Raw genomic sequence first — 23323 nt, 5'->3', positions numbered from 1 at the left:
CCGAGCAAGGCTTGGTATTAGTCGGTAGCGTCCAGTATTTTTAATATCTCTTCGCATATTTGTTCTTGTCTGACAGGGTCTGTGATGGGGTGTGATTGGTTGTCGGTGATGTAAAACATGTCTTCAGCCCGGCTGCCTATAGTGGTTATTTTTGCGCTGTGTAAATGAATGTCTTGTTGCACGAATGCGCGACCTATTTTCGATAAAAGCCCTGCATGATCCGTGGTGATAAGTTCTAAAATCGTATGCCTGTTTAAAGGATCTGCATGAAATTGAATGCGGGTAGGGATAGGAAAATGTTTGGCTTGCCTTGATTGGCGATGAATGTTTTTGTGTGTTTTTACTTCGTGATGCAACAGATTGTGACGTAGCGCGGTACAAATATGCACTTCCCTGAATAGTTCATTGATGGGTTCCCCCGATTGTTCAAGAACCAGAAAACTGTTAAGCACGTAGTCATCGGTCGTGGTCATGATTCTCGCATCGAGAATGGTCAGTCCCAGTTGGTCGAGTGTGGCTGTGCTCAGCGAAAAAATAGCCTCTTCATTTTTTGTGTAAACAAAGACTTCCGCACTGCCGCGTTGGGTTTGCGGGCGCAGCAGAACCAGTGGTAGCTCATCTTCTTTGGATGAGACTATGGCGATGGTATGCCAGGCTATTTCATCGGCCGAATACCTTAAAAAATAATCATCACCGGCATGTAGCCAAAATCTGAGCATAGTGGGTTCGAATATGCCGAGTTTGATCAGTTCGTCTTTTGCTTCTTTTTTATTTTCGAGTAGACGGTCAGTCAAGGTTACGGGGTTTTGCAGGCCTTTGTGCAAGGTGCTGTAGGTCACCGAATAAAGCTCTTTTAATAGGGCATCTTTCCATGCATTCCACAGTTCAGGGTTGGTGGCGCGAATATCGGCCACGGTCAGCAGATATAAGTGATTCAGGTATTCGGTGCTGCCGACGGTCTGGGCGAATTGATGGATAATATCTGGGTCGCTGATGTCTTTTCGTTGTGCAGTCATCGACATGACTAAATGATTGCGAACCAGCCAGCAGATCAGATTGGTGTCATGCGGGGAAAGATCGTGCTGAATGCAGAATTCTCTGGCGATTTGTTCGCCAATGGCGGAATGATCGCCGCTCCTGCCTTTGGCTATGTCATGAAATAGACCGGCAAGATACAGTATTTCCGGTTTTGAAATCAGCAGAAAAATATCATTGCAGAAAGGCAGTTCATCGAGATGTTTTTCCAAGGCAAAGCGGCGTAAATTGCGAATCACAAAAAGAGTGTGTTCGTCTACCGTGTAAATGTGAAACAAATCGTACTGCATACGGGCGACAATATTGGCAAAGCAAGGGATATAGGCGGCCAAAATCCCGTAGCGATTCATGCGCCTTAATTGATCGGTAATGCCTCGTGGTTGGCGAAATGCTTCTATAAAAAGACGATTGGCGGCTTTGTTATGCCGAAAGGAGTCGTCGATTAAATGCAGGCTTTTACGAATCAAACGTATGGTCGTTGCCCTGACGCCTTTGATCGATGAATTCTGTTCCAGAACTAAAAAGAGTTCCAGCAATGCCAGCGGATGTCGCTCGAAAAGGTCGTCATCAACGGCTTCAAGGTAACCGTTGATGACGACGAATTTGTCGTTAAGCGGGATGGGTTTATAAGCAACTTCTCCGGAAACGAAGCGTTCATTAAATAACTGCAACAGCATTTCATTGAGGCGTTCGAGTCCAAGTACGGTTTTGAAATAAAACTGCATGAACTGTTCGACATCCTGATTGTATTCCTGGTGCTCGGTACTGAAGCCGAATTGTTGGGCAAGATCGCGCTGGTAGTCGAAAATCAGCCGGTCTTCGCAGCGGTTGGTCAAAAGGTGCAGCGCATAGCGAATCCGCCAGAGTACTTCAAGCGCGGCAACCAGTTCCAAATATTCGGACTCGGGCAGGAAGCCGTATTTAATCAGCTCTTTGATCGATGAGGCGTTGTAATGGCGTTTGAACACCCAGGAGATGACTTGCCTGTCGCGCAATCCTCCCGGCCCTTCTTTGATGTTGGGTTCAAGATTATAGGCGGTATCATGAAATTTGGCGTAACGCTGTCGCTGCTCTTGCATTTTGGCCGCAAAAAACTGGTCTGACGGCCAGATTTTATCCGAGGTGGTTTGTTGTCTTAACACTTTGCGTAGTGTGACATTGCCGGTAATCAGGCGGCTTTCCATCAGGCTGGTCATGATGGTTTGGTCGGCTACAGCGGCTTCGACGCATTGTTTGACGGTACGGACGCTTTGTCCCAGTTTTAAGCCGATGTCCCAGAGAAAGGTAAAGAAATTTGATAAAGCTTCCTGGTAGGGACCGGTGTCTTCGGAATCCAGCAGTACGACTATATCAATGTCGGAATAGGGGAATAATTCTTTTCTGCCGTAACCGCCAACGGCGCATAGCGCAAGTTGGCTGGCGTGTTCGCCGAGAAAATGTTGCCAGCAGCAGCGTAACACCTCATCAATAAAATCGGATTTCTCTTTAAGCAAATTAGAAACCGATTTGTGAGGGTTAAACTTTTGCCGAAGTTCAGTGTCTTTTTGCTTTAGCAGCTGTTTGACTTGTAGCAGATTGTTCTTTTCGGCAAAAATCGATGGATGCATGCTAATTGCCGAACCTTTAAGGTGTTTGCTCAAGACGGTCACATTGCTTACAGGGCGTGGGCAAGGGGCGTGAGCTTTTCTTCCTGGCGTAAGGTCAGGATTTCATAGCCGCTGTGGGTGACTAAAATGGTATGTTCAAATTGCGCAGAGAGACTCCGGTCTTTGGTTACTGCAGTCCAACCGTCGGCCAATACTTTCATATGCCGTTTGCCAAGATTGATCATCGGTTCGATGGTTAAGATCATGCCCGCCTCAAGGACTTCTCCGTCACCGGCTTTGCCGTAATGCAGCACTTGGGGTTCTTCATGAAATTTTTTGCCGATACCGTGTCCGCAAAATTCTCTGACGACAGAGTAACGATTAGATTCTGCATGTTTTTGGATGGCATGACCGATGTCGCCTAAGGTGGCGCCAGGCTTGACCTGTTCAATGCCTAAAAACATGGCTTCCTGGGTTATTTTAATCAGGCGTTTGGCGTGCGGACTGACTTCGCCGACGCAAAACATTTTACTGGTGTCGCCATGGTAATCGTCTTTAATGACAGTAATGTCGATATTGATAATATCGCCCGATTTAAGTTTTTTCCCGCTGGGAATGCCATGGCAGATTTGTTGGTTAACTGACGTGCAGATTGATTTTGGAAAGCCGTGATAATTGAGCGGCGCAGGTATGACTTGTTGCACATCTACCATGTAATCGTGGCAAATCTGATTAAGTTCGTCGGTGGTAACGCCGGGAACCACGTAGGGTTCAATCATGTCTAAAACGTCGGCTGCCAGCTTTCCGGCAATACGCATTTTTTCAATTTCAGTTTCGGTTTTAATAAGTATGCTCATAAAACAGGTGCAAGGCTAAAGGCTAAAGGCTCAGTAAATGACACGTTTCTAGTCTCGTGCCGCTCACTTTGCGCTTGTGTAATGAATGCATTTTAACAGAGATCGGCTTGTTGTAAAAAAGTAATTATGGTATAAAGAGGGGTTCATTTTGAACTAATACTCACTCCTATCGTCACGTTTGGAAGGGTGCCGGCATAACCTGACTTTTAACGGATAATTGTTGCTGGTTTTCAGACGGGGTAGGTGGAGGCGTAACCCAACTCGGAACAGGCGTTCCGAATTTTAAATCTTAGGAGTACACATGTCAGCAGTATCTATGCGTCAAATGCTTGAAGCGGGTGTCCATTTCGGGCATCAAACTCGTTACTGGAATCCGAAAATGGCTACATACCTGTTCGGTTCGCGTAACAAAATCCATATCATTGATTTGGAAAAAACGCTTCCGATGTTCAATGACGCAATGAATTATCTGGGTCAGATGTCAGCAAACAAAGGCACTGTCCTGTTTGTTGGTACCAAAAAATCAGCACGCAAAGTGGTTGCTGAAGAAGCTGCTCGTTGCGGCATGCCTTATGTCAACCATCGCTGGTTAGGCGGTATGTTGACCAACTTTAAAACCATCAAGAAATCAATTAATCGTCTTAAAGAATTGGAAGCGATGAAAGCTGATGGTACGCTTTATCAACGTTTTGCGAAGAAAGAAGCCTTAGGTATGGAACGCGAGCTTGAAAAGCTGGAGCGTAGTCTGGGTGGAATTAAAGACATGAAAGGCGTTCCTGACGTGATTTTCATATTGGATGTCGGTTATGAAAAGAATGCGATCAGCGAAGCTAGAAAATTAGGTATTCCGGTTGTTGGTATCGTGGATTCTAATAATTCACCTGAACAAGTTGATTACATTATTCCTGGTAATGACGACTCTATCCGTGCAGTTAAACTCTATTGCGAAAGCGTATCTGCGGCAGTCATGGAAGCTAAATCGGCCGGTTTGGGATTGTCAGCAAAAGCAGATGATTTTGTTGAAGAAGCAGCTGCGGAATAAGTACAATATTATTTTTATAAGCGTTTCCTGAACGCTTAACGTTAGGCAAAAAAACGCCTCCTCACGGGGGCGTTTTTACAGTGATGAACAATAAGGAAAGACAAAGAATGAGTATGATTATTAGTGCAGCGATGGTTAAGGAGCTGCGTGAAAGAACGGCCTCCGGTATGATGGAGTGCAAAAAAGCATTGGTTGAAGCGAACGGCGATATGGAATTGGCCATCGAAAATATGCGCAAATCCGGCCTAGCCAAAGCCGATAAAAAATCCGATCGTATTGCTGCTGAAGGCATCATCGGCGCTAAAGTCAGTGATGACGGAAAAGCGGTAGCGATTGTTGATATTAATTGCGAGACTGACTTTGTTGCCAAGGCGGATGATTTCGTCAGTTTTGTCAATAATGTCACTGTAGCTTTGTTAAATTCAGATATTGAAACAGAAGAGCAACTGTTGGCAATGAAGTTGGCTGACGGCTCTATTGTAGATGAAGTCCGTCGCGGTCTGATTGCCCGATTGGGCGAAAACATTACTGTCAGACGATTTTTGAAATACCAGACCGCTACAGGTGGTACAGCCTGTTACTTACACGGTAATAAAATCGGTGTGATCGTCGAATTAACTAAAGCAGATGAGCAGTTGGGTAAAGACATCGCCATGCATATTGCAGCGAGTAAACCGGCTTGTGTTTCTGAAGAACAAGTATCCGCAGAGCTGATTGAAAAAGAGAAGGAAATATTCTCGGCTCAAGCGGCAGAAAGCGGAAAACCAGCGGAAATTATTGAGAAAATGGTTGTTGGTCGTATTAATAAATTCTTGGCAGAAATCACCTTGGTGGGTCAGCCTTTTATTAAGGACGATAAAGTGACTGTTGGCAAGTTGCTTGCCTCAAAAGGTAACAGCGTTATTCGTTTTTCCCGTTTGGAAGTGGGTGAGGGCATCGAGAAGAAAGAAGAAAACTTTGCCGAAGAAGTTATGGCACAAGTCAGAGGCACAAACTAATACCTTGGCTGTGGGCGCGGATTTATTCGCGTTGCCCCGCTATAAACGCGAATAAATTCGCTCCCACAATAATAAACACTAGCCCCGATAATTAAAATGACTAAATTGATTTGCCAGAGAATTTTGCTTAAGTTAAGCGGTGAAGCTTTAATGAGTGAAGCAGGTGGTAGTATTGATGCAGATATTGTTAATCGTCTTGCCATTGAAATTAAAGAGTTATGCGATGCTGGCCTCCAGGTTGGTTTGGTTATCGGCGGCGGTAATATATTGCGTGGAGCTGAAAAAGCTTCGCAAGGTTTAGATAGGGTAACCAGCGACCAAATGGGTATGCTGGCTACGGTAATCAATGCCCTGGCCATGCAGGATGCACTGGAATCCCACGGACAACAGGTCAGGGTGATGTCCGCACTGAAAATCAATCAGGTCTGTGAAGATTATATTCGCCGCAGGGCGGTCAGGCATTTGGAAAAAGGCCGGGTCGTTATTTTTGCAGCAGGAACCGGAAATCCTTTTTTCACCACCGATTCTGCAGCCAGTCTTAGGGCGATTGAAATCAATGCCGAGTTGATGATTAAGGCCACTAAAGTTAAAGGCATATATTCTGCCGATCCCCAAAAAGACAAGAACGCTAAGTTCTATTCGCGACTAACCTATGATGAAGCCCTGGATCAACGTCTGAATGTAATGGACACTACTGCATTGGTATTATGTCGGGATAATAATGTACCGATGCGGGTGATGAATATTTTTGAGCAAGGTGCGGTAATGAAACTAATGATGGGCGAAGAGATAGGATCTCTTATTCAACGAGGAACAGATAATGATCAGTGATATTCAACAAGACGCTTCAACTCGTATGAGCAAAAGTATTGATGCTTTAAAGCATGAATTCTCAAAAATAAGAACGGGCAGAGCTCATCCCAGTTTATTGGATCAAATTAATGTTTCGTACTACGGTACCGATTCCGCACTATCTCAGGTTGCCAATATTGCTGTTGAAGATGCACGTACCTTGACGATTACTCCCTGGGAAAAGGGCATGGTGCAGGCGATTGAAAAAGCCATTATGAAATCGGATCTGGGTTTAAATCCTTCTACCAACGGCATGGTTATCCGTATTCCGTTGCCGCCGTTGACCGAAGAGCGTCGTCGTAGCCTGGTTAAAGTCGTCAAGAATGAAGCGGAGAATGGTCGTGTTTCGATCAGAAATATTCGTCGTGATGCCAATTCGGCCATAAAAGAAGCGTTAAAGGAAAAACTGATTTCCGAAGATGATGCGCATGCCGCTGAAGAAAAAATTCAAAAGTTGACCGATCAGTATGTCAAAGACGTTGAGAAATTGCTGGAAGCCAAAGAAGCCGACTTACTGTCAATGTAATTGGAATTTAAATAATGCCTACGGATGACTGTATCAGTTCGGAATCAACTAACCTAAATAGCAATAATCCGCGACACATCGCCATCATCATGGATGGCAATGGTCGTTGGGCGCAGAAACGATTTATGCCTCGTGCGATCGGTCATCAAGCCGGGGTTAAAGCGGTTCGAAAAATCGTAGAGTATTGCGCTAAACAAAAGGTTGAGGTCTTGACTTTATTTGCGTTTAGCAGCGAAAACTGGCGTCGCCCGGAAGAAGAGGTGTCCTTGTTGATGGGCTTGTTTATGGCAACTCTGCAAAGTGAAATAAACAAGCTCGATCGCAATAATATCCGCTTACGCTTTATTGGCGACAGATCGGCATTCTCTGACAAGTTGCAGACCAAAATGGCCGAAGGAGAGGCGCAAACCAAAGATAATAATGCCTTAACCCTAGTTATCGCGGCTAATTATGGTGGGCGCTGGGATATGTGTCAGGCGTTCCGAACCGTGGCGGAAAAAATAGCTGCAGGAGAATTGAAAAAACAGGATGTCAGTGAGCAACTGATTAATCAGCATTTATCAACTTCAGACCTGTCTGAGCCCGACTTGTTTATCAGAACCGGTGGCGAACAACGAGTGAGTAATTTTTTGTTATGGCAACTTGCCTATACAGAACTGTATTTTACCGAAACACTCTGGCCGGATTTCAACCAGAACTCGCTTGAAGATGCTATCCAAAGCTTTAAAAAACGGCAAAGACGTTTCGGTCATACCGGAGAGCAACTGCTAGCTAAATCGATTACTTTAAAATAACTTGCTGGTTTTACCGAAAACTAACACTTACTTCAACTTCATATAATAATAATATGTTACTACAGCGAATTATTACCGCCTTAATTCTGGTTCCCCTGGTTGTGCTTGCTGTTTTTCAGCTGCCTTCGGAATATTTTTCATTACTTATTGGGTTAATCACGCTTTTAGCTGCATGGGAGTGGACTAATTTGATCGGTATTCATTCGCCGATCAAACGCGGATTATTTTTGCTTGCGTTGATTCTGCCGATGTTATGGCTGCATTTTTGGACGCAATTTCTGGAGTTGGCAGCTCAGTTATTAGATTGGCCTGATGTCAGGGACTATTCGGGCATTTTGGAATGGCTGGTTGTAGTGCCGGTATTGTTCTGGATATTGGTCATGATGTTAATTAGAAATACGCCTACGGGTGTTTTAAACCTTAAGCTAAAAACGCGCTATAAGGCATTGATCGGCTGGCTTGTTCTATTAGCAGTGTGGATGTTTTTGAGCCGGTTAAGAGCTTTTTACGGTTCGGAAATGACCTTATATTTTCTGGTTTTGATCTGGGTTGCCGATATTTCGGCCTATTTTTCCGGAAAGAAATTTGGTAAAACCAAATTGTCACCCGAAATCAGCCCGGGCAAGACGGTTCAGGGTATGTACGGCGCTTTTGTAGCCGGCGCCGTCTGGGCTGCTGCTTTTATCGGCTATTATAGTTATCGTGATGGTTTTATCTGGATGAGGGTATCCGATTTTGTACTATTGTCTGTACTGACGGTGTTGATTTCTATTTACGGCGATTTGTTTTTTAGTGTGGTCAAACGTCAACGTGGCGTCAAAGACACGGGGTCAATACTGCCTGGACACGGCGGTATTCTGGATAGGATTGATAGCCTGATTGCCGCGACTCCATTTTTTTATGCCGGTATAGTAGTCATTGGGCTTATGTCATGAAAGGCATTTGCATACTCGGAGCGACAGGTTCGATTGGCGTTAGCACCTTAGATGTGGTGGCAAGACATTCCAGCCTGTATAAGGTCATCGCATTAACGGCCAATACCAACATTGACGTTCTTTACGAACAATGTCTGGAACACCATCCAGAGGTTGTTGTTGTCGTGGATCAGCATAAGGCTTTAGCCTTTGAAGAAAAACTGAAAAATACGCCCATAGCCGATATAAAAGTATTGTCAGGCGCAAAGGCGCTGGAGCATGTGGCAACGTTGGATAACGTCGATTCAGTGATGGCGGCCATTGTAGGTGCGGCGGGGCTTTTGCCGAGTCTTGCGGCCGCAAAAGCGGGTAAAACCGTATTGCTGGCCAATAAAGAAGCCCTGGTGATGTCGGGTGCCATTTTCATGCAGGCTGTCGCCGATTCTGGGGCGCAATTGCTGCCGATTGACAGCGAGCATAATGCGATATTCCAGTGCATGCCTGCCGGATATAAAACCGGTATGCAGGAAAAACAAGCCAGACGTATTTTATTGACGGCTTCGGGCGGTCCTTTTCGGGAAATGCCCGTTGAGCAACTGATCAATGTTACGCCGGCTCAGGCTGTAGCTCACCCTAACTGGGATATGGGCAGAAAAATATCAGTGGATTCGGCAACCATGATGAATAAAGGCCTGGAAATGATCGAGGCTTGTATTTTATTCGATATGACCCCAGACCAGATTCAAGTGGTCATTCATCCGCAAAGTGTTATCCATTCGATGGTGGATTATGTAGATGGAACGGTTTTGGCACAAATGGGCAATCCCGATATGCGTATACCTATAGCCTATTCAATGGCTTGGCCGGAGCGATTTGATTCAGGCGTTGAACCGTTGAATATTTTTGATGTCGGGCGTATGGATTTTCATGAGCCTAGTCTGGAACGGTTTCCCTGTTTGCGTCTGGCCTATGAGGCTATTGCTACAGGCGGCACCATGCCGACTGTTTTAAATGCAGCCAACGAAATTGCCGTCGAGGCATTTTTAAATGAACAGGTTAGGTTTACCGATATTCCGCTTATTATTGAACGTTGCATGAAAAAATTCGAGGCCAAGACTGCCGATACCCTGGAAATTATTTTAGATGTGGATCAACAGGCCAGGTTAATGTCCACACAGATTATTGGAGAGCTTATCAACTGATGGATTTCTTGCATACGCTGTTTTATTTTCTAGTCGCCATCAGTGTCCTGGTTTCATTTCATGAATTCGGGCATTTTTGGGTTGCTCGTAAAGCCGGGGTAAAAGTACTTCGGTTTTCTATCGGCTTTGGCAAGGTTTTATGGTCGTATCAGAAAAATCCGGATGCGACAGAGTATGTGGTTTCGGCCATTCCGTTGGGCGGCTATGTCAAAATGGTCGATGAGCGCGAAGGCGAAGTTAACAAAGCCGACTTGCCGTATGCGTTTAATCGCCAGTCTTTATTGGCCAGAACGGCCATAGTTGCCGCAGGCCCCGTGTTTAATCTGGTGCTCGCTGTTGCGTTGTTCTGGAGTGTGCTGGTGATTGGCGAGACCGGTATCAAGCCGATACTCGGCGCGGTGGAGCAGGGCACATTAGCCGCAGCCGCAGGCTTTGTTGAAGGTGATCAGATTATCTCGGTTAACGACAAGCTGACGCCAACCTGGACGGAGGCCATGACCGTCTTAGTATCCTCGGCACTGGATGGTGAGCAGAACATTAAGGTCGCGGTTAAAAACATTGATGATCAGCAAGCTATCAGAACACTTGAGCTGACTGATAAAGACAGTGAAAATCCTGATGTACTGTATCAACGCTTAGGCTTTAAGCCTTGGTCCCCAAAATTACAAGCCATCATAGGACAAGTCCTGCCTGATAGTGCCGCATTCGCCGCCGGTTTAAAGCAAGGCGACCTTATTGTGAGTGCCGATGACACCCCCATGAACGACTGGATGCAGTGGGTGGTGTATGTAAAGGAACACCCCGGAGTCCCAATCAAACTGGTAATTGAACGCGATGGTGTGCAGTTGCCCGTCACCATTACGCCAAAAAGTGTGGCAATGGGGCAGAAGACCGAAGGTAAAGTCGGTGCATCTGTTTATATACCCGAAGAATTGATGAAGTCGGTAAGCGTGGAATATGCATTATCGCCGCTGGCTGCGTTACCGGTTGCACTGGAAACCACTTATTTTTACTCTGTTACCACCCTGAGAATGATGGGTAGGATGCTGATCGGCAAGGCTTCGATAGAAAATTTAAGCGGCCCTATCAGTATTGCCCAGTATGCCGGGCAGTCTGCGACCATGGGTTTAGTGCCCTTTTTGAAATATTTGGCCTTGGTTAGTATCAGTTTAGGCGTATTAAATTTATTGCCAATACCGGTATTGGATGGCGGACATTTACTGTTTTTTGCCATAGAAGGCATTAAAGGCAGCCCTGTTTCGGAAAGGGCGCAGATTTTCTTTCAACAAATCGGTATTGCATTACTGGTGTCATTAATGGCATTGGCTATGTTTTTGGATGTAGGGCGATTGTTTTAATAGCTGCTAGGGGCGACCTGCCGGATCGCCCCTACGGTAATTTAACGGTTCTACGTCCTATAAATTAACACAGGAATATTATGAAAAAAATTATTACGATTGTCGCTTTATCGTTACTCGGCCTGACTTTATCGGTGGCCCATGCTGATGAAAATGCTATCAGGCAAGCATTGGCTAAATCCATGCCATCAGTAACAGTCGAATCCGTTAAGCCTTCTGAAATCAGCGGGCTTTTTGAGGTTACCGTCGGCGGCAATATATTTTATGTTTCTGGCGATGGTAAGTATTTGATACAGGGGCACTTGGTTGATGTTGCTGCACGTACGGACCTTACTGAAGAAAAATTGAGCGGCACTCGCAAACAGGCTATCGAGAAACTCGGTCTGGACAAAATGATCGTGTTTAAACCCAAAATAAGTAAGTACACGGTTAGCATCTTTACCGATATTGATTGCGGTTATTGCCGTAAATTGCATTCTGAAATCGATCAATACATGGCTGAAGGCATCACTATTCAGTATTTGTTTTTCCCAAGAGCCGGTAAAGGTTCCGATTCATACAGCAAAGCCGTATCGGTTTGGTGTGCCGCTGATCGCAAAGCCGCCTTAACCGCAGCGAAAAAAGGCGATAAGCTCGAAGCTAAAACCTGTGACAACCCGGTCGATCAGCATATGCAATTGGCTGAAGATTTTGAAGTGAAAGGCACGCCGATGATCGTTACCGAAAAAGGTAATATTTTTCCCGGTTATCTGCCTGCAAAACAGCTGGTTGAAGCATTGGAAGATGAAAGAAATTCTAAATAAAGCGATGATCTAAAGACTGTCGGCGCTTTTAGGGAGGGTGTAAAAAAGGCTGTTATTCGCCTTAAATCATCACCACTTGCTAAAGGCGTTACCAAAGCAACGCGTTCGGCTTGTTCTTGACTAGTGCGGTTATAGATTCCTCGCCGCAACCAACAAAATCCGAAAAGATATTTTCTTATATAAAAGTCGGCCTTCCGACTACCACCGGGCTTGTCCAACAACCGGTTCAGATTGTGGTTCGCTATCGCTCACACAATCCAACCTTATTCGTTAGAACTCTGGCTATTCATGCTCACCGAATGCCATGCGCAAACGTTTCGCGGGGTTCCAGAATTCGACTCCCTTTGGATCAAACTGCTCGGGCTTGTAGGGAAAGTAGTTCTTCGCATGACCCTTGAGCCATAAAGTCATGTCTTTGTACTTCTCAGTGCCTGGCGACTTAAGAACTTCCAATAGCCGCTGATATCCAGGAGTACCGCCACAATCCTCCGGCGGGCAAGCCCTTTCTCCAGCGATACAAACAGGGTATTTGGCAGAGGTGTCCTTAATCAGGATGCCTTCTAGCAGAACTTCATGGCACCAACCATCACCAAAATCGTAGTTGTATTCGGCTCTGACTCCGGGCTCAGCAAAATACTCGGAAATTGGCACATTCCATCCTGGTAAGACCGTCCGGTCTGTTTCGGTGTCTGGGAGTCCAATTTCGACCACTTTTCGGCCTCGTGGTTTCTTCACTCGGAACTCGTGCAAGTGATAATCGAGCCACCCCATGGAGTCTTGGATTGCCACATGTAGATCCCAAAAAGAATAGTTGACGGGCACCTGTATCCGCCGCCAAATAGGTGGCTCAATATCCAGAAGTGTGACGCGGAACTGATAGATCAACTTACTGCTCATACCATTCACCTAAAGAGTTTTAACGTAGAGATGAGGGGCGCGACGATAGGAGCGTCCCATTCGACCGCAATGCTTTGCTTAATAGATTGCATATTTCAGGTGCCGCTTGGTACAGGCATGAATAGTGTGACAGTCCATTGAATATTTTGGTCGAGGTGCAACCGGGAATCGCTGACTTCAAGTACTCAGCCATCAGCGGTGGAGACCAGTTATCCTCGGCACCGTGCCAAATATGAGTATTGACGGATACCTCGGCGAGCGAAGTTTTCCATGGCCGCACATAAAGACCAATATCTCTCGCGTAGCCTCGGACGCGGCCAATAAAGCAGGCCTTCAATACTTTGGTGATGCCAGCGCGAAATTCACGGTTGGCGGCCAATGCCTTATCTTCGCCAGCGGCGCTGGCAAACAACAAGCGAAATAAGGCGTTGGGAGAAAGCCAAGCAAGCAATCCTTGCCAGTAAGACAACAAAATGAACAAGGCGGGTGCTGCTTTTGCCAACTCAAAAACCTGCTTGCCAGCCATGGCTTCAAGATAATTGCCAGTTTCCAGTGGTGCAGCCGCAGAAACCAAATGCAGGCTTCCGATCCCATTGGTCATGTAACGGATGGTCTGTAGCGCAATAAATGCACCGATTGAAAATCCAACGACATCTACTTGTTTCCCGGAGGTTATTCTTGAAATTTCCGCAGCCAGAAGTTTGTAATACGCTTCCCCATTAATGGACGGATCGACAGAAAGCCGGTCTAAACAAATAAACGTCAGGCCGTGATTTTTTCCTTCCAGATCGAAAATGCTACATTCTTCCGGCGCTCCAGGTGCTCCATGAAAATAGACCACTATGGGTCCATTGTCGGAGCCGAACTGACTAAATTTCAAAGGCTTATCCACCTTATGCATAACGTTACGGTAAGGGGCGCGCCGCTCTGAGAGCTTAAACGAAGCCGCCGAACCTTGATAAAAACGAAGCTTTAAAACTGCCAACGGGCGGCGCGTCCCTTTGACCGACTTGTTAGGCAGAGTAGTAAGTGCAAAAGTTAAACAACTATCTAACCAAGCCACGGTATTTAACCAAACTATATATTGGGTTTCTCAATATTCACACCATCCATAATCTTCCTGACTTGAGTATCGGTTTTTTTTCCAGTATCACTAAAGGCATCAAGCGAGGACTGAGCTGATGCCAGAATATTTCTGCACAGCTCCAACAACACTGGCGTGGGAATAGTGAGTAGGAGAACACCTTTGCGCTGTTCGATCTCATCATTGTCTGGGAGAGATGGATTCGTAACCGAATGAAATGTAAGTTTTGATATGGGATTGCCCATTAGTAGGTGGGAAATGCCATCGGTAAATATTTCAGGCATATTGTCATTGATGACAAGATCAAACTTCGCATCTTCTGCCCGAACTTGAGTGATAGTAGTCATACGTGCTCTCCTGTACGGATATTATTGAGCATTTTTTTGTAGTTAGCCGTTTGGCTTGGAAAATTAATAGCAGTTGGATAAGTGTCTTTGAAATTTGATGTTATTACCGTATTGCTGTAACGAGTAATTCGATCTATTGACTCGATAATTTTGGGTATTTCGCTTTCAAAGCTTTCGGCACTGAGCGCGGCAGGAGAAAGGTCTTCCCGCTCCATCAAAAACTTCCCATAGCTTTGAAAACGCACAGACAAAGCGACATCAAAGACACTGCTTAGCTTAATTAATGTAGCTATAGATAGCTTGCCGTAACTAGGATCTTCTATTCGAGCAACGGCAGATTGCCCTTTTAACCCTAATTTTTCAGCCAGTTCCTTCTGTGTCCATCCACGTTGAATGCGAAGATCACGGATTTGATAAGCCAATCCTTGCGTAAGATGTGAACGAACAAAAGCGTCACGGAATTCTTTTTTCTTCAGTCGATTGATTATTGCTTTTAGCATTCTGGATCACCTTCAAGTTTTAGGCATTTAGCTTTGGCGTTGCCATTAATAATTTCTTCGCGGCGACGATTTGATTTTCCACACCAGTTTTCAGGGTTCAATTTATTGCCCTTTTCTGTAGCCCAAATTAGGATGGTGAAATCGTTCTCCTCAGGGCCAAAATAGCCAATTGGTCGCTGTTGTAGTCTGTTTGCAAAAAATCGAGTCTCAAAAAAATTACGAAATTCTTTGCATTTTGACATCTTGTGAGCATGTGGCCGCCGCCAGTCCTGGCGATTTCTAACTTTAAGATATGCAAGTGCTACTTCCAGCTCCGCCTTTAGTTCTTCTGTACCGGAATCATAGGTTTCTTGTACCTCGTTTTTTCCGCTTGAACTTTCATAGCATTTTATTTTTAACATAAAATATCACATTATTGTGATTAATAATACCATGCTTCTGTAAGTTTATCTTTAAACAAGATTGTAAACATACACTATGCCACCCTTATGCCTAACGTAGAGCCAAGGGGCGGGAGCGATAGCGACCGTCCCGCTTGAGCGCCATGTTATACAATTTAATCATGGAACCATTCTCCATTACTTGATTTGTAGATTGCAATACCAATCAAACCTTCCCCCACGGCAAAGCTATATTCACTACCACTATTGATATATCCACACATAGAAACATCATGCCTTGGGTAAAAGCTGGGTTTATTAAGTTCAGCAAGATTATCTGGGTATTTTAAGTTTTTCGCGCGGTATTCGCTTAGTAGCGGAACATATTTCGAGCAAAAAGTTACATAGTTTCTAAATCCACCTGACACCAAGTAACCCACGAATAAAAAATATATAAGAGTTATGGCTAACAATGAGCCAGTAGCGATTTGAATCCATTTTTTCCAATTGGGTCTGCTCATAACGAAAGTGTATAACGTTACGGTAAGGGGCGCGCCGCCTACAGGACTTAAACGAAGCAGCCTAACCTTGATAAAAAACTGAATTTCAAAATCGCCAACGGGCGGCGCGTCCCTTTGACCGACTTGTTAGGCTCTGCAATTTAGCCAATGCCTAATTACCAGCAACCAAAAAGGTTTGTTTTGCCCGAATGCGGGATAAAAACCACAGCGAATTTTTATTGGCTCGAAACTGTTTTTGAGTTTGACTGCCAAGAAATATCAATTGTCCGATGCTGGCGCACACAGTCCCGAAGATATAAATTGATGAGACTTTGATAAGGCACACCAGTGCCTTCAGCCATTTCTTTGAAATAACCGACCACATCCTCGCCCAACCGGATAGTAACCGATTTCTTAAGTTTGGAAGCATAGGGGTTTTTTCGCGATTTCATTTGGGAAAGATCATATTCTGCTTTCATGGCACGTTACCTTTGTAATGGCTACATTCGCGTTTAGTTGCTTTGCGGGCCGATATTATCCTGATTATATTGCCTGATTCGCGCTCGCAGTGGCAAGCATTCTGGATTCACAACTAAAGCCAAGCATCAAGAAGCGGTGTTCTACTTCCGAATGCCCGTCATCATAAAATTGCACTGCAAATTCGTCATAGAAAACAGACTTGGCTTCTTCGGACGGGGCAACATGCCCCGTCCTGCTTTGTTTAACCGTGAAATGTTGGGTTGCGAAAAGGAATAAATGTGATAATGCAAGACCTAACCCCTTTCTTCTGTGCGTTAATAGCGCATGCACGGTTTGATGAGGGAGGGCAGGCGCAAGCCTGTTCTCTACTCTACCCGTCTTTCATATTTCCTGAAAATGATAAAGATAGCAAAAAAGGGTAGCGTCCCCTTTTGTTCTTCGGTCATTCATCACGTTCACCAATGTGTAATGATGAAACATGATCAGAAGCCATCCAGTCATTAGGATAAATACCTTGTGCCACCGCCCGATGAAAAGAAGAATAGGGCCAATCTTTAACGCGTGTCACCCAGCCATGCTTGACCGGATTAAAATGAACATAGTCAAAATGATTGGCATAATCCCGCTCATCCCAAACAGTTTGTTCCCAAAAACGACGCTGCCAGATTCCCCGTTCATGACGTTTAAGACGTACCTTTGAGCGATATTCAAATGCAGGAATTGCTTTAGAAAAATGTTTTTTAATCGCTCGCCAACGCCCCGAATAATCAACATCGCCCGCTGGCAATGTCCAGATACAGTGCATATGTTCCGGCAAGACCACCCAAGCATCAATATGAAACGGGGTATCACACTTAGTAACCCGCACCGCTTCGCGCAAAACATCAATATGATTGACCAGTAAACGCGATTGTGAATGGCGTTCCAGCAAGTTAACCGTAAAAAAGTAAGTCCCACCCGGAACCCGATTACGTCGATAATTAGACATTATTTTTTCGTAGGGTGGATAAGCGATAGCGCCATCCGCCAACAACACGCACAATAGTCATTATTACGCCCAATAACCCTTGTCAAATTAAAGCTCCACAACGTTTCAGGTGCATGACGCTCACGCTTATGCACCCTACGTAGTCATTTATGTGGGTTACGAGTTTTATCAGAAATTTCGCGACCGCATTCAGGACAGTTGATCAGTGCCATTACATTTCCTCTTGTGATGGCTTTTTGTGCCTAACGTAGAGCTAACCGGGCGCGGTCCGGAAAGCTGAAAAAATAAAACCGCATTATAACCGCGCTCCGGTTGAGCGCCATGTTAGGCGTAGGCTATTAACCCCTAGCATTTCGTCCCTGCTCATCTTCAGGTACTCGAAAACGCCAGTAACGATCTGGGGCTACCCAGACCACGTTACTTTTTGTTAGTTTTTTAAATTCATTAAGCAAAGTAAGATTAAGAACTTGATTCCCATCGGTATTTTCTCGAAGAAAACTTTCCTCTTTTGATTTAACTAGAAAATCAACTACATCGTCTTGATAAAGGCAACCACATTTTTCTAGTTCAACCTGCATCCAGAGAACTACAGATTTAGTATCCATTATTCATTTTCTTGAGTTACGATTACCAATGATTCTAAAGGAAACACGCCATTATCAAGTTTTTTCCCCGCAAACCATTGACACCTGTATGAACCAGTTTCTTCGTCGTTCAAGTTGGTTAGAATATCTTTAATAGTCATATCAGGACCACCTGATTTTAATTTTACGATGTCACCAACTTGCAGTTTTTTTTGATCGCTCATTCTATCTCCTTTGAGTGAAGCCTAACGTTAAGTAGACACCTTTTTAGGTGTATATTAAATTTAAATTGCCGGCGTATAATGCCGCTTCGGTAAGCCGTTAGGCTGGATTCTATAGTAATTACATTATTGATAGCAACCTGATTTATGCAAAATCAAAATACACTTCCTAAACTGCTTGATTGCCTGATGTTTTGGCTGCTGATCAGAGTCAGTTTAAGTCGTGTTAGTGTCTAATACGGCTACCGAAAAAATAAAACAATTAAAATCAGAGTGATAGTTGTTCTGCTTTTTTCGCTTAAGGCAAAAACAATTGTGCGGTTGCAGTCGGATTTGATGAAAAATAGCAGTGCAGGTAACTGGCGGTTAGCCGGTTTAGCTGATAAATGGCTTCCCCTGCTGAGGTGTTATGCACACGTTCGCCAAAGGCAACAGGGATAAGCGGCGTTTCTATCAGGGAATGGTGGAAGGTATGGCTGCGCAAGACGCCGCCAGGCATGGGCGCGGATTGATAGCCCAAGCCTTTCAGCTTGTTTTGCATGATCGCGTGTCCAGGCAACAGGCCGACCATGTCGCCGCGATTCCCGGCTATATCGACGATCGATTCCAGCAAATACAACATGCCGCCGCATTCGGCGTAAATGGGTTTGCCCTGTCGAAAATGCGTTTGCAATGCCGACTTCATTGCCAGATTATCCTGCAGCGTTTGCAAATGCAGTTCGGGATAGCCGCCCGGCAGATAAATACTGTCTACGTCAGGCAATGCAATATCGGCAAGCGGCGAAAAGAAAACCGGCGTGGCTCCCATTGCCCGTAAAACCTCCAGATTGGCGGCATAAATAAATGAAAACGCGGTATCACGGGCAATGCCGATACGGATACCCGATAACAGTTGAGGCGGCGTTTCCTGTTCGGGCGCTGTAAATTCGACAGCCTCGGGCAAGCTTGCCAGCCTAGTTGAAGCTATTGCCGTTGCTGCGGCTGACATTCGCGATTCGAGATCAAGCACTTCTTCCGCCTGAACCAGACCCAGATGCCGTTCCGGCAATACAAACCGTCTATCGCGGGGTATCCCGCCAAAATAATGCAGATCAGACGGCATGCCTTCCTGGATCATGTCGTTATGCCGGGGACTGGCGACGTTATTGGCTAAAACACCGGCGAATAGCAGGTTAGGCCGATAGTTGGCAAGTCCGTAGGCAATGGCTCCCAGCGTCTGGGCTGCCCCCGTTGCATCAATCACGGCCAGCACCGGCACCGAGAACAGTTCGGCCACATCGGCGCTGCAAGGTTCGCCATCGAACAAGCCCATCACGCCTTCAATCAGTATCAAGTCGGCTTCCAGCGCGGCTTCGTACAATAATCGCCTGCATTCAGTTTTGCCCATCAACCAAAGATCGAGCTGGTACACCGGCAGGCTACAGGCGCGTTCGAGTATCATCGGGTCGAGAAAATCGGGGCCGGACTTAAACACCCTGACTTTGCGGCCTTGCTCGACATGATAACGGGCCAGCGCGGCGGTGATGGTGGTCTTGCCCTGATTGGAGCCGGGTGCGGTGATGAACAGGGCAGGGCATTGAGCTTTTGGAATGTTCATTTCCAGACAGTTCCGGTCAAGTTGGATAACAGTATCGCCACCGTGTTGCGGTTCAGGTGATAACCGATAAAAACCAGTTCCGATTCTTGTGCGGATTGTTTGATTGCATCGGTGGTTATCGCCACACGGGTGCGCACGGCCTGCACCAAAGCAGATTGATCGGGGTCGGTCTTGATAAAGCCTTTGCTGCGCAACAACGGTTCCGATTTAGCCACTTCGATTAACGCCTGTTTGATTGTTTCCGCCTGCTGCGGCTTTGAGCTACGCAGTACGAACGACAGCCATCCCGGATCCTGTTCGTGAAAATGTTTGTGCGTTGCCAGTCCGTGACTGTGGCCCGCCAAACCGGAATGGGCGTGGCCGTTCAGTCTGACATGGCTGCCCAAGGTCGGCGTATCGGAACCGGGTAGCGGTGTAAACCGGTGGTTGATTGCTGTAAGCGTTGGCTGGTGCAAACGTAGGCCCAGGGCAAGCCGGATGTCCAGTTGCGCGTTGTAAGCGAGTTCGAGAAAGCGCACGTTCGGCGCACGGTCGCGAACGCGTTGTTCCGCCTGCAACAAGGCATCCTCATCCAGCGCATCGATTTTGTTCAACACCACTACATCGGCATATTCGAGTTGCCGTTCAAACAAGGTTGCGACCGAATCGGCAACGGCAGCATGCGGACTGTCAATATTCAAGTCACGGTCAAACTGGTCGGACAGCAGCAACGGCGTATCCACCACAGCCAGCGTCGCATCAAGGATAAAATCCCCGGCCAGTTCGGGCGATTGCAACAGCTCCATGACCGCTGTAGGTAACGCAAGCCCGGAGGTTTCTATCAATACATGATCGACATTGGCCCGGCGTTCGGCGATAGCCTGCAGGGTCGGGATAAAGTGTTCGTCAGTACCGTAGGCAATCAGGCCGTAAGGGAAATCATGAATCCGCACATGTTCATCGCCGCCAACGCCGTCGTTAATCAGCATGCCGTCGATGGCAACCTCGCCGAACTCATTGATCAATAACGCAAGACGGCGGCTTTGCCGACTCTTAATCAGGCTGCCCAACAAGGTGGTTTTACCGGAACCGAGAAAGCCGGTAACGATGGTGACCGGAATCATGCCGTGATATTCCATGCCTGTAACTGCCGTAATACCGCATCGAAACTTGAGGTCGCGAACGGATATTCAAGTTTCGGGCGCTTGATGACCAGCAATGGGATATTCAGCGACTGCGTTGCCGCCACTTTGGCATTATAGCCGCCTGCATCGCCGGAATCCTTGGTGATCACGCAATCGATTTTCAAATCCCGCCACAAGGCTTCATTGAACGCTTGCGAAAACGGCCCTTGCATCGCGCAAATACGGCTGCGCGGCACACCCAGGTCGATGGCCCGCTGAATGAATTCAGGCTCTGGCGTTATGCGCACAAACCATTCGCGCTCGGAAGCTCCCGGCGCATTGAGAAAGGTAGCCAAATCCTTGGAGCCGGTGGCCAGGAAAATACGCTGACCGAGTTTAGTGGCCTGCTTGGCGGCTTGCTCTGCGGAATCACATAAGCTAAAGACCATAGGATGTGCTGACGAAGGAAGCGCATCAATATCAAGTGTTCGCGAACGATGCGCTTCACTGTGTTCAGCACATCCTATGGAACTGGGGCGTTCAAAACGCAGATACGGGATATTCAGGCTTTGCGACAAGCCCATCAATTGTTCCGAGATCAGGTTGGCATAAGGATGCGTTGCATCGACAATTATCCGCGCCTGATTTTGGCTTAGCGCTTGTCTTTGCGCTTCAACGCCCTGATGACCTGCCCAGACCGACACGCCTGAACAATGCCGGGCGGCAACCTCGCCGCCGTATTCCGTCGCGGCAGATACCACGACCGGATAGCCTTGCTGCGCCAACTCGTTAGCAAGCTGATTGCCGTCGCTGGTACCGGAAAAAACCCATAGCGCGTGCTTGGGCAGTTCATTTGCCGGCTGTTCGGCGGGATCTGCCCCGCTATCAGAGCCGGGCAGATCCCAGTTATTGTAGCCGCGCGGCGTAAAAATAAAGCCGCGCTTGCGCTGGGTAAAACAGTTGCCGATCACGATGGTGGTCAGCATATCAAACTGCAAAGACAGCAAGTCTTCCAGGTGGTGAATGCTGACTTTCTGGCCGGGCCGATAAGCGTTATGGATTACGCCGCACAGCGTCTTCGGTGATTTTGATTCCAGCATGATATTGAGGATACGGTACACGCCTTCCTGGCGACCGGCGCTTTGCACGTTGTACAACACGCAGGCCAGATCGGCCTGGGCGATATGCCGTCCGCGCTGCTCAATCCAGTCCCAGGGGCATAAAAGGTCGGACAGGCTCAGCGTGGCGAAGTCGTGCGACAACGGCGAGCCCAATAAGGAGGCGCAGGCGTTGGCGGAAGTAATGCCGGGTATCACATTGACGTCATAGTCATCATCTTCGCGCATTTCATCAAAGGCCAGAGCCGCCATCGCATAAATGCCGATGTCGCCGCTGGAAATCAATGCGACTTTAGCGCCGCTGCGGGCTTTTTCGATTGCCAATAAAGCCCGCTCGCGTTCCTGAGTCAGCGGCGGCGTGTGGATTTCCTTGCCGGTTATCCACGGCTCAATCCAGCGCAAATACAGATCATAAGCCACGATAACATCGCTGTCCCGCAATGCCGCTTCGGCGCGCGGAACGATCAAATCGCTAAACCCTGGACCTACCGAAACCAAATTCAATACACCTTTCATTCTTTTATCCACTGATTATTAATCTGTAATATTTGTTTTTCATATTGGGCAAAGCAAGTGTTGAACTGCCTTGTGTGAAAGCCGTTCGTGCTGAGCCTGTCGAAGCATGAATGGCTTTCACACCCCTACCTATTTGTTGAGAATTCCAAAATCCCGCCCACCCTTCGACAAGCTCAGGACGAACGGAATTTTGGAATGCTCAACTGCGTGTTTTAGGTTCAACAGATGAATAGGGCGCCATGCGTGCCCTACATATTATCTTCAACCACTGCCACAGCCACCCCATCTAAGGCCGTTTTCGGTACGATCAATTTGCCGCGGGTGCTGGCAATCAAGGCGCAGGGTTCGCAGACTCCCGGCAATCCTACATTCTGTTGCACCCAGTCCGAGGGCTTTGTTACCCAAGGCCTGGCCGCCACTGTTGCGCTTGCTAATACGCGCAACGGCAAATCATGCTGCCGGCAAAATTCCACCAAGCCCGGCTCGTTTGCCTTCAAGTCTATGGTGGCTATTTCGCGCACTTCGTTTAATTGACGACCGCCCAGCGCTTGATGCACGGCTGCTGCGATTTGTTCGGCAGATACACCTTTACGGCAACCTATGCCGACCACCAAAGGCTTCAACGCTTCGGTCGCCGTAGTGACGACCGGCACCGCGCCGATGGCATTGGCGACGCGGTAAGCCAAACGGTTGGCGCCGCCTTCATGACCGGCCAACAGCGACACGGCAAATCGTCCCGCTTCGTCCAGCACCACGACGGCCGGGTCGCTATGTTTGTCCTGCGCTAAGCCATCCAGAAAGCGCACCGCGATGCCGCCGGCGGCGATGATGATCCACTGCTGATGGTTGCGAAAGGCGGTGGCAAACTGTTGTTTTTGACTTGTGTCGGTATGGATTGTAGGGACGACCGCCTGGTCGCCCTTTATTGTATAAAGCCAAGGCCGATATAAAGTGCCTCCCAGCTGGCTTTGTAACACGCTAACAAGCGACTCGCTTTCAGGGCGAACTAGCCAAACTCCTAGATCAAGGTTCATTCAATTG

Annotated in this window: 25 protein-coding genes; 9 read left to right on the top strand and 16 right to left on the bottom strand. The window is 46.9% G+C overall.

What is annotated here, in order from left to right; translation table 11 throughout:
- Positions 1–17 precede the first annotated feature (17 nt).
- Both glnD and map read right to left on the bottom strand, forming a co-directional pair.
- Positions 18–2642: a [protein-PII] uridylyltransferase gene (gene glnD, locus RW114_RS03455; RefSeq protein WP_340121313.1), complete on the bottom strand. Its 2625-nt coding sequence runs from the start codon at positions 2640–2642 to the stop codon at positions 18–20.
- A 47-nt stretch (positions 2643–2689) separates the two neighbouring features.
- Positions 2690–3478: a type I methionyl aminopeptidase gene (gene map, locus RW114_RS03450; protein ID WP_340121312.1), complete on the bottom strand. Its 789-nt coding sequence runs from the start codon at positions 3476–3478 to the stop codon at positions 2690–2692.
- A gap of 301 nt (positions 3479–3779) precedes the next feature.
- On the opposite strand from map, the gene rpsB reads away from it, so the two are divergent.
- The 9 genes from rpsB to RW114_RS03405 all read left to right on the top strand — a co-directional run bounded on the left by rpsB (position 3780) and on the right by RW114_RS03405 (position 11967).
- Positions 3780–4520 carry a 30S ribosomal protein S2 gene (gene rpsB / locus RW114_RS03445; protein WP_340121311.1) on the top strand — a complete coding sequence of 247 codons (741 nt, stop codon included), beginning with the start codon at positions 3780–3782 and terminating at the stop codon, positions 4518–4520.
- Between the two features lie 113 nt (positions 4521–4633).
- Positions 4634–5518 carry a translation elongation factor Ts gene (gene tsf, locus RW114_RS03440; RefSeq protein ID WP_340121378.1) on the top strand — a complete coding sequence of 295 codons (885 nt, stop codon included), beginning with the start codon at positions 4634–4636 and terminating at the stop codon, positions 5516–5518.
- 96 nt (positions 5519–5614) lie between these two features.
- Positions 5615–6349: a UMP kinase gene (pyrH, locus tag RW114_RS03435; RefSeq protein ID WP_340121310.1), complete on the top strand. Its 735-nt coding sequence runs from the start codon at positions 5615–5617 to the stop codon at positions 6347–6349.
- A complete protein-coding gene (gene frr, locus RW114_RS03430; protein ID WP_340121309.1) occupies positions 6339–6896 on the top strand; it encodes a ribosome recycling factor in 558 nt (185 codons plus the stop codon). The genes pyrH and frr overlap by 11 nt, the downstream gene beginning before the upstream one ends.
- Before the next feature lie 14 nt (positions 6897–6910).
- Positions 6911–7690, top strand: a complete 780-nt coding sequence (locus RW114_RS03425) for an isoprenyl transferase (RefSeq protein ID WP_340121308.1) — start codon at positions 6911–6913, stop codon at positions 7688–7690.
- Positions 7691–7743: 53 nt separating this feature from the next.
- On the top strand, positions 7744–8625 hold the full coding sequence (locus RW114_RS03420) for a phosphatidate cytidylyltransferase (protein WP_340121307.1): 882 nt from the start codon (positions 7744–7746) through the stop codon (positions 8623–8625).
- Positions 8622–9806 carry a 1-deoxy-D-xylulose-5-phosphate reductoisomerase gene (gene ispC / locus RW114_RS03415; RefSeq protein WP_340121306.1) on the top strand — a complete coding sequence of 395 codons (1185 nt, stop codon included), beginning with the start codon at positions 8622–8624 and terminating at the stop codon, positions 9804–9806. Before RW114_RS03420 ends, ispC begins: the two co-directional genes overlap by 4 nt.
- Entirely contained in the window at positions 9806–11164 is a 1359-nt protein-coding gene (gene rseP / locus RW114_RS03410; protein ID WP_340121305.1) for an RIP metalloprotease RseP, read from the top strand. The genes ispC and rseP overlap by 1 nt, the downstream gene beginning before the upstream one ends.
- Positions 11165–11244: 80 nt before the next feature.
- The gene (locus RW114_RS03405) at positions 11245–11967 is read left to right on the top strand and encodes a DsbC family protein (protein ID WP_340121304.1); all 723 of its coding nucleotides are present in this window, start codon (positions 11245–11247) and stop codon (positions 11965–11967) included.
- A gap of 282 nt (positions 11968–12249) precedes the next feature.
- On the opposite strand, the gene RW114_RS03400 is transcribed toward RW114_RS03405, so the two are convergent.
- From RW114_RS03400 to RW114_RS03335, 14 genes are all read right to left on the bottom strand, one after another.
- Positions 12250–12864, bottom strand: coding sequence for a plasmid pRiA4b ORF-3 family protein (locus tag RW114_RS03400; protein ID WP_340121303.1), 615 nt, complete (start codon positions 12862–12864; stop codon positions 12250–12252).
- 19 nt (positions 12865–12883) lie between these two features.
- Entirely contained in the window at positions 12884–13927 is a 1044-nt protein-coding gene (locus tag RW114_RS03395; protein WP_340121302.1) for an alpha/beta fold hydrolase, read from the bottom strand.
- A 14-nt stretch (positions 13928–13941) separates the two neighbouring features.
- Entirely contained in the window at positions 13942–14295 is a 354-nt protein-coding gene (locus RW114_RS03390; protein WP_340121301.1) for a hypothetical protein, read from the bottom strand.
- Positions 14292–14795, bottom strand: a complete 504-nt coding sequence (locus tag RW114_RS03385) for a helix-turn-helix domain-containing protein (RefSeq protein WP_340121300.1) — start codon at positions 14793–14795, stop codon at positions 14292–14294. Before RW114_RS03385 ends, RW114_RS03390 begins: the two co-directional genes overlap by 4 nt.
- Positions 14789–15196, bottom strand: a complete 408-nt coding sequence (locus RW114_RS03380) for a hypothetical protein (protein ID WP_340121299.1) — start codon at positions 15194–15196, stop codon at positions 14789–14791. The genes RW114_RS03385 and RW114_RS03380 overlap by 7 nt, the downstream gene beginning before the upstream one ends.
- 155 nt (positions 15197–15351) lie before the next feature.
- Positions 15352–15696 (bottom strand): hypothetical protein, encoded by a 345-nt coding sequence (locus RW114_RS03375; RefSeq protein ID WP_340121298.1) that lies wholly within the window; start codon positions 15694–15696, stop codon positions 15352–15354.
- Between the two features lie 215 nt (positions 15697–15911).
- Positions 15912–16154 carry a BrnA antitoxin family protein gene (locus tag RW114_RS03370; protein ID WP_340121297.1) on the bottom strand — a complete coding sequence of 81 codons (243 nt, stop codon included), beginning with the start codon at positions 16152–16154 and terminating at the stop codon, positions 15912–15914.
- Between the two features lie 443 nt (positions 16155–16597).
- Entirely contained in the window at positions 16598–17143 is a 546-nt protein-coding gene (locus RW114_RS03365; RefSeq protein ID WP_340121296.1) for an REP-associated tyrosine transposase, read from the bottom strand.
- Between the two features lie 338 nt (positions 17144–17481).
- Complete coding sequence (locus RW114_RS03360; RefSeq protein ID WP_340121295.1) at positions 17482–17748, bottom strand: DUF6953 family protein; 267 nt, start codon at positions 17746–17748, stop codon at positions 17482–17484.
- Positions 17748–17951, bottom strand: coding sequence for a YodC family protein (locus tag RW114_RS03355; RefSeq protein WP_340121294.1), 204 nt, complete (start codon positions 17949–17951; stop codon positions 17748–17750). Before RW114_RS03355 ends, RW114_RS03360 begins: the two co-directional genes overlap by 1 nt.
- 295 nt (positions 17952–18246) lie before the next feature.
- Positions 18247–19545, bottom strand: a complete 1299-nt coding sequence (locus RW114_RS03350) for a cobyrinic acid a,c-diamide synthase CobB (protein ID WP_340121293.1) — start codon at positions 19543–19545, stop codon at positions 18247–18249.
- On the bottom strand, positions 19542–20663 hold the full coding sequence (locus RW114_RS03345; RefSeq protein ID WP_340121292.1) for a CobW family GTP-binding protein: 1122 nt from the start codon (positions 20661–20663) through the stop codon (positions 19542–19544). The genes RW114_RS03350 and RW114_RS03345 overlap by 4 nt, the downstream gene beginning before the upstream one ends.
- On the bottom strand, positions 20645–22282 hold the full coding sequence (gene cobJ, locus RW114_RS03340) for a precorrin-3B C(17)-methyltransferase (RefSeq protein WP_340121291.1): 1638 nt from the start codon (positions 22280–22282) through the stop codon (positions 20645–20647). The genes RW114_RS03345 and cobJ overlap by 19 nt, the downstream gene beginning before the upstream one ends.
- A 248-nt stretch (positions 22283–22530) precedes the next feature.
- A complete protein-coding gene (locus RW114_RS03335) occupies positions 22531–23316 on the bottom strand; it encodes a cobalamin biosynthesis protein (protein WP_340121290.1) in 786 nt (261 codons plus the stop codon).
- Positions 23317–23323: the final 7 nt, after the last annotated feature.

This window comes from Methylobacter svalbardensis (assembly GCF_037671525.1).
In the GTDB taxonomy this organism is placed as follows: domain Bacteria; phylum Pseudomonadota; class Gammaproteobacteria; order Methylococcales; family Methylomonadaceae; genus Methylobacter_A; species Methylobacter_A svalbardensis.
Note: the sequence above shows the minus strand (reverse complement) of the source record. Positions and strands in the feature narration are given on the sequence as shown.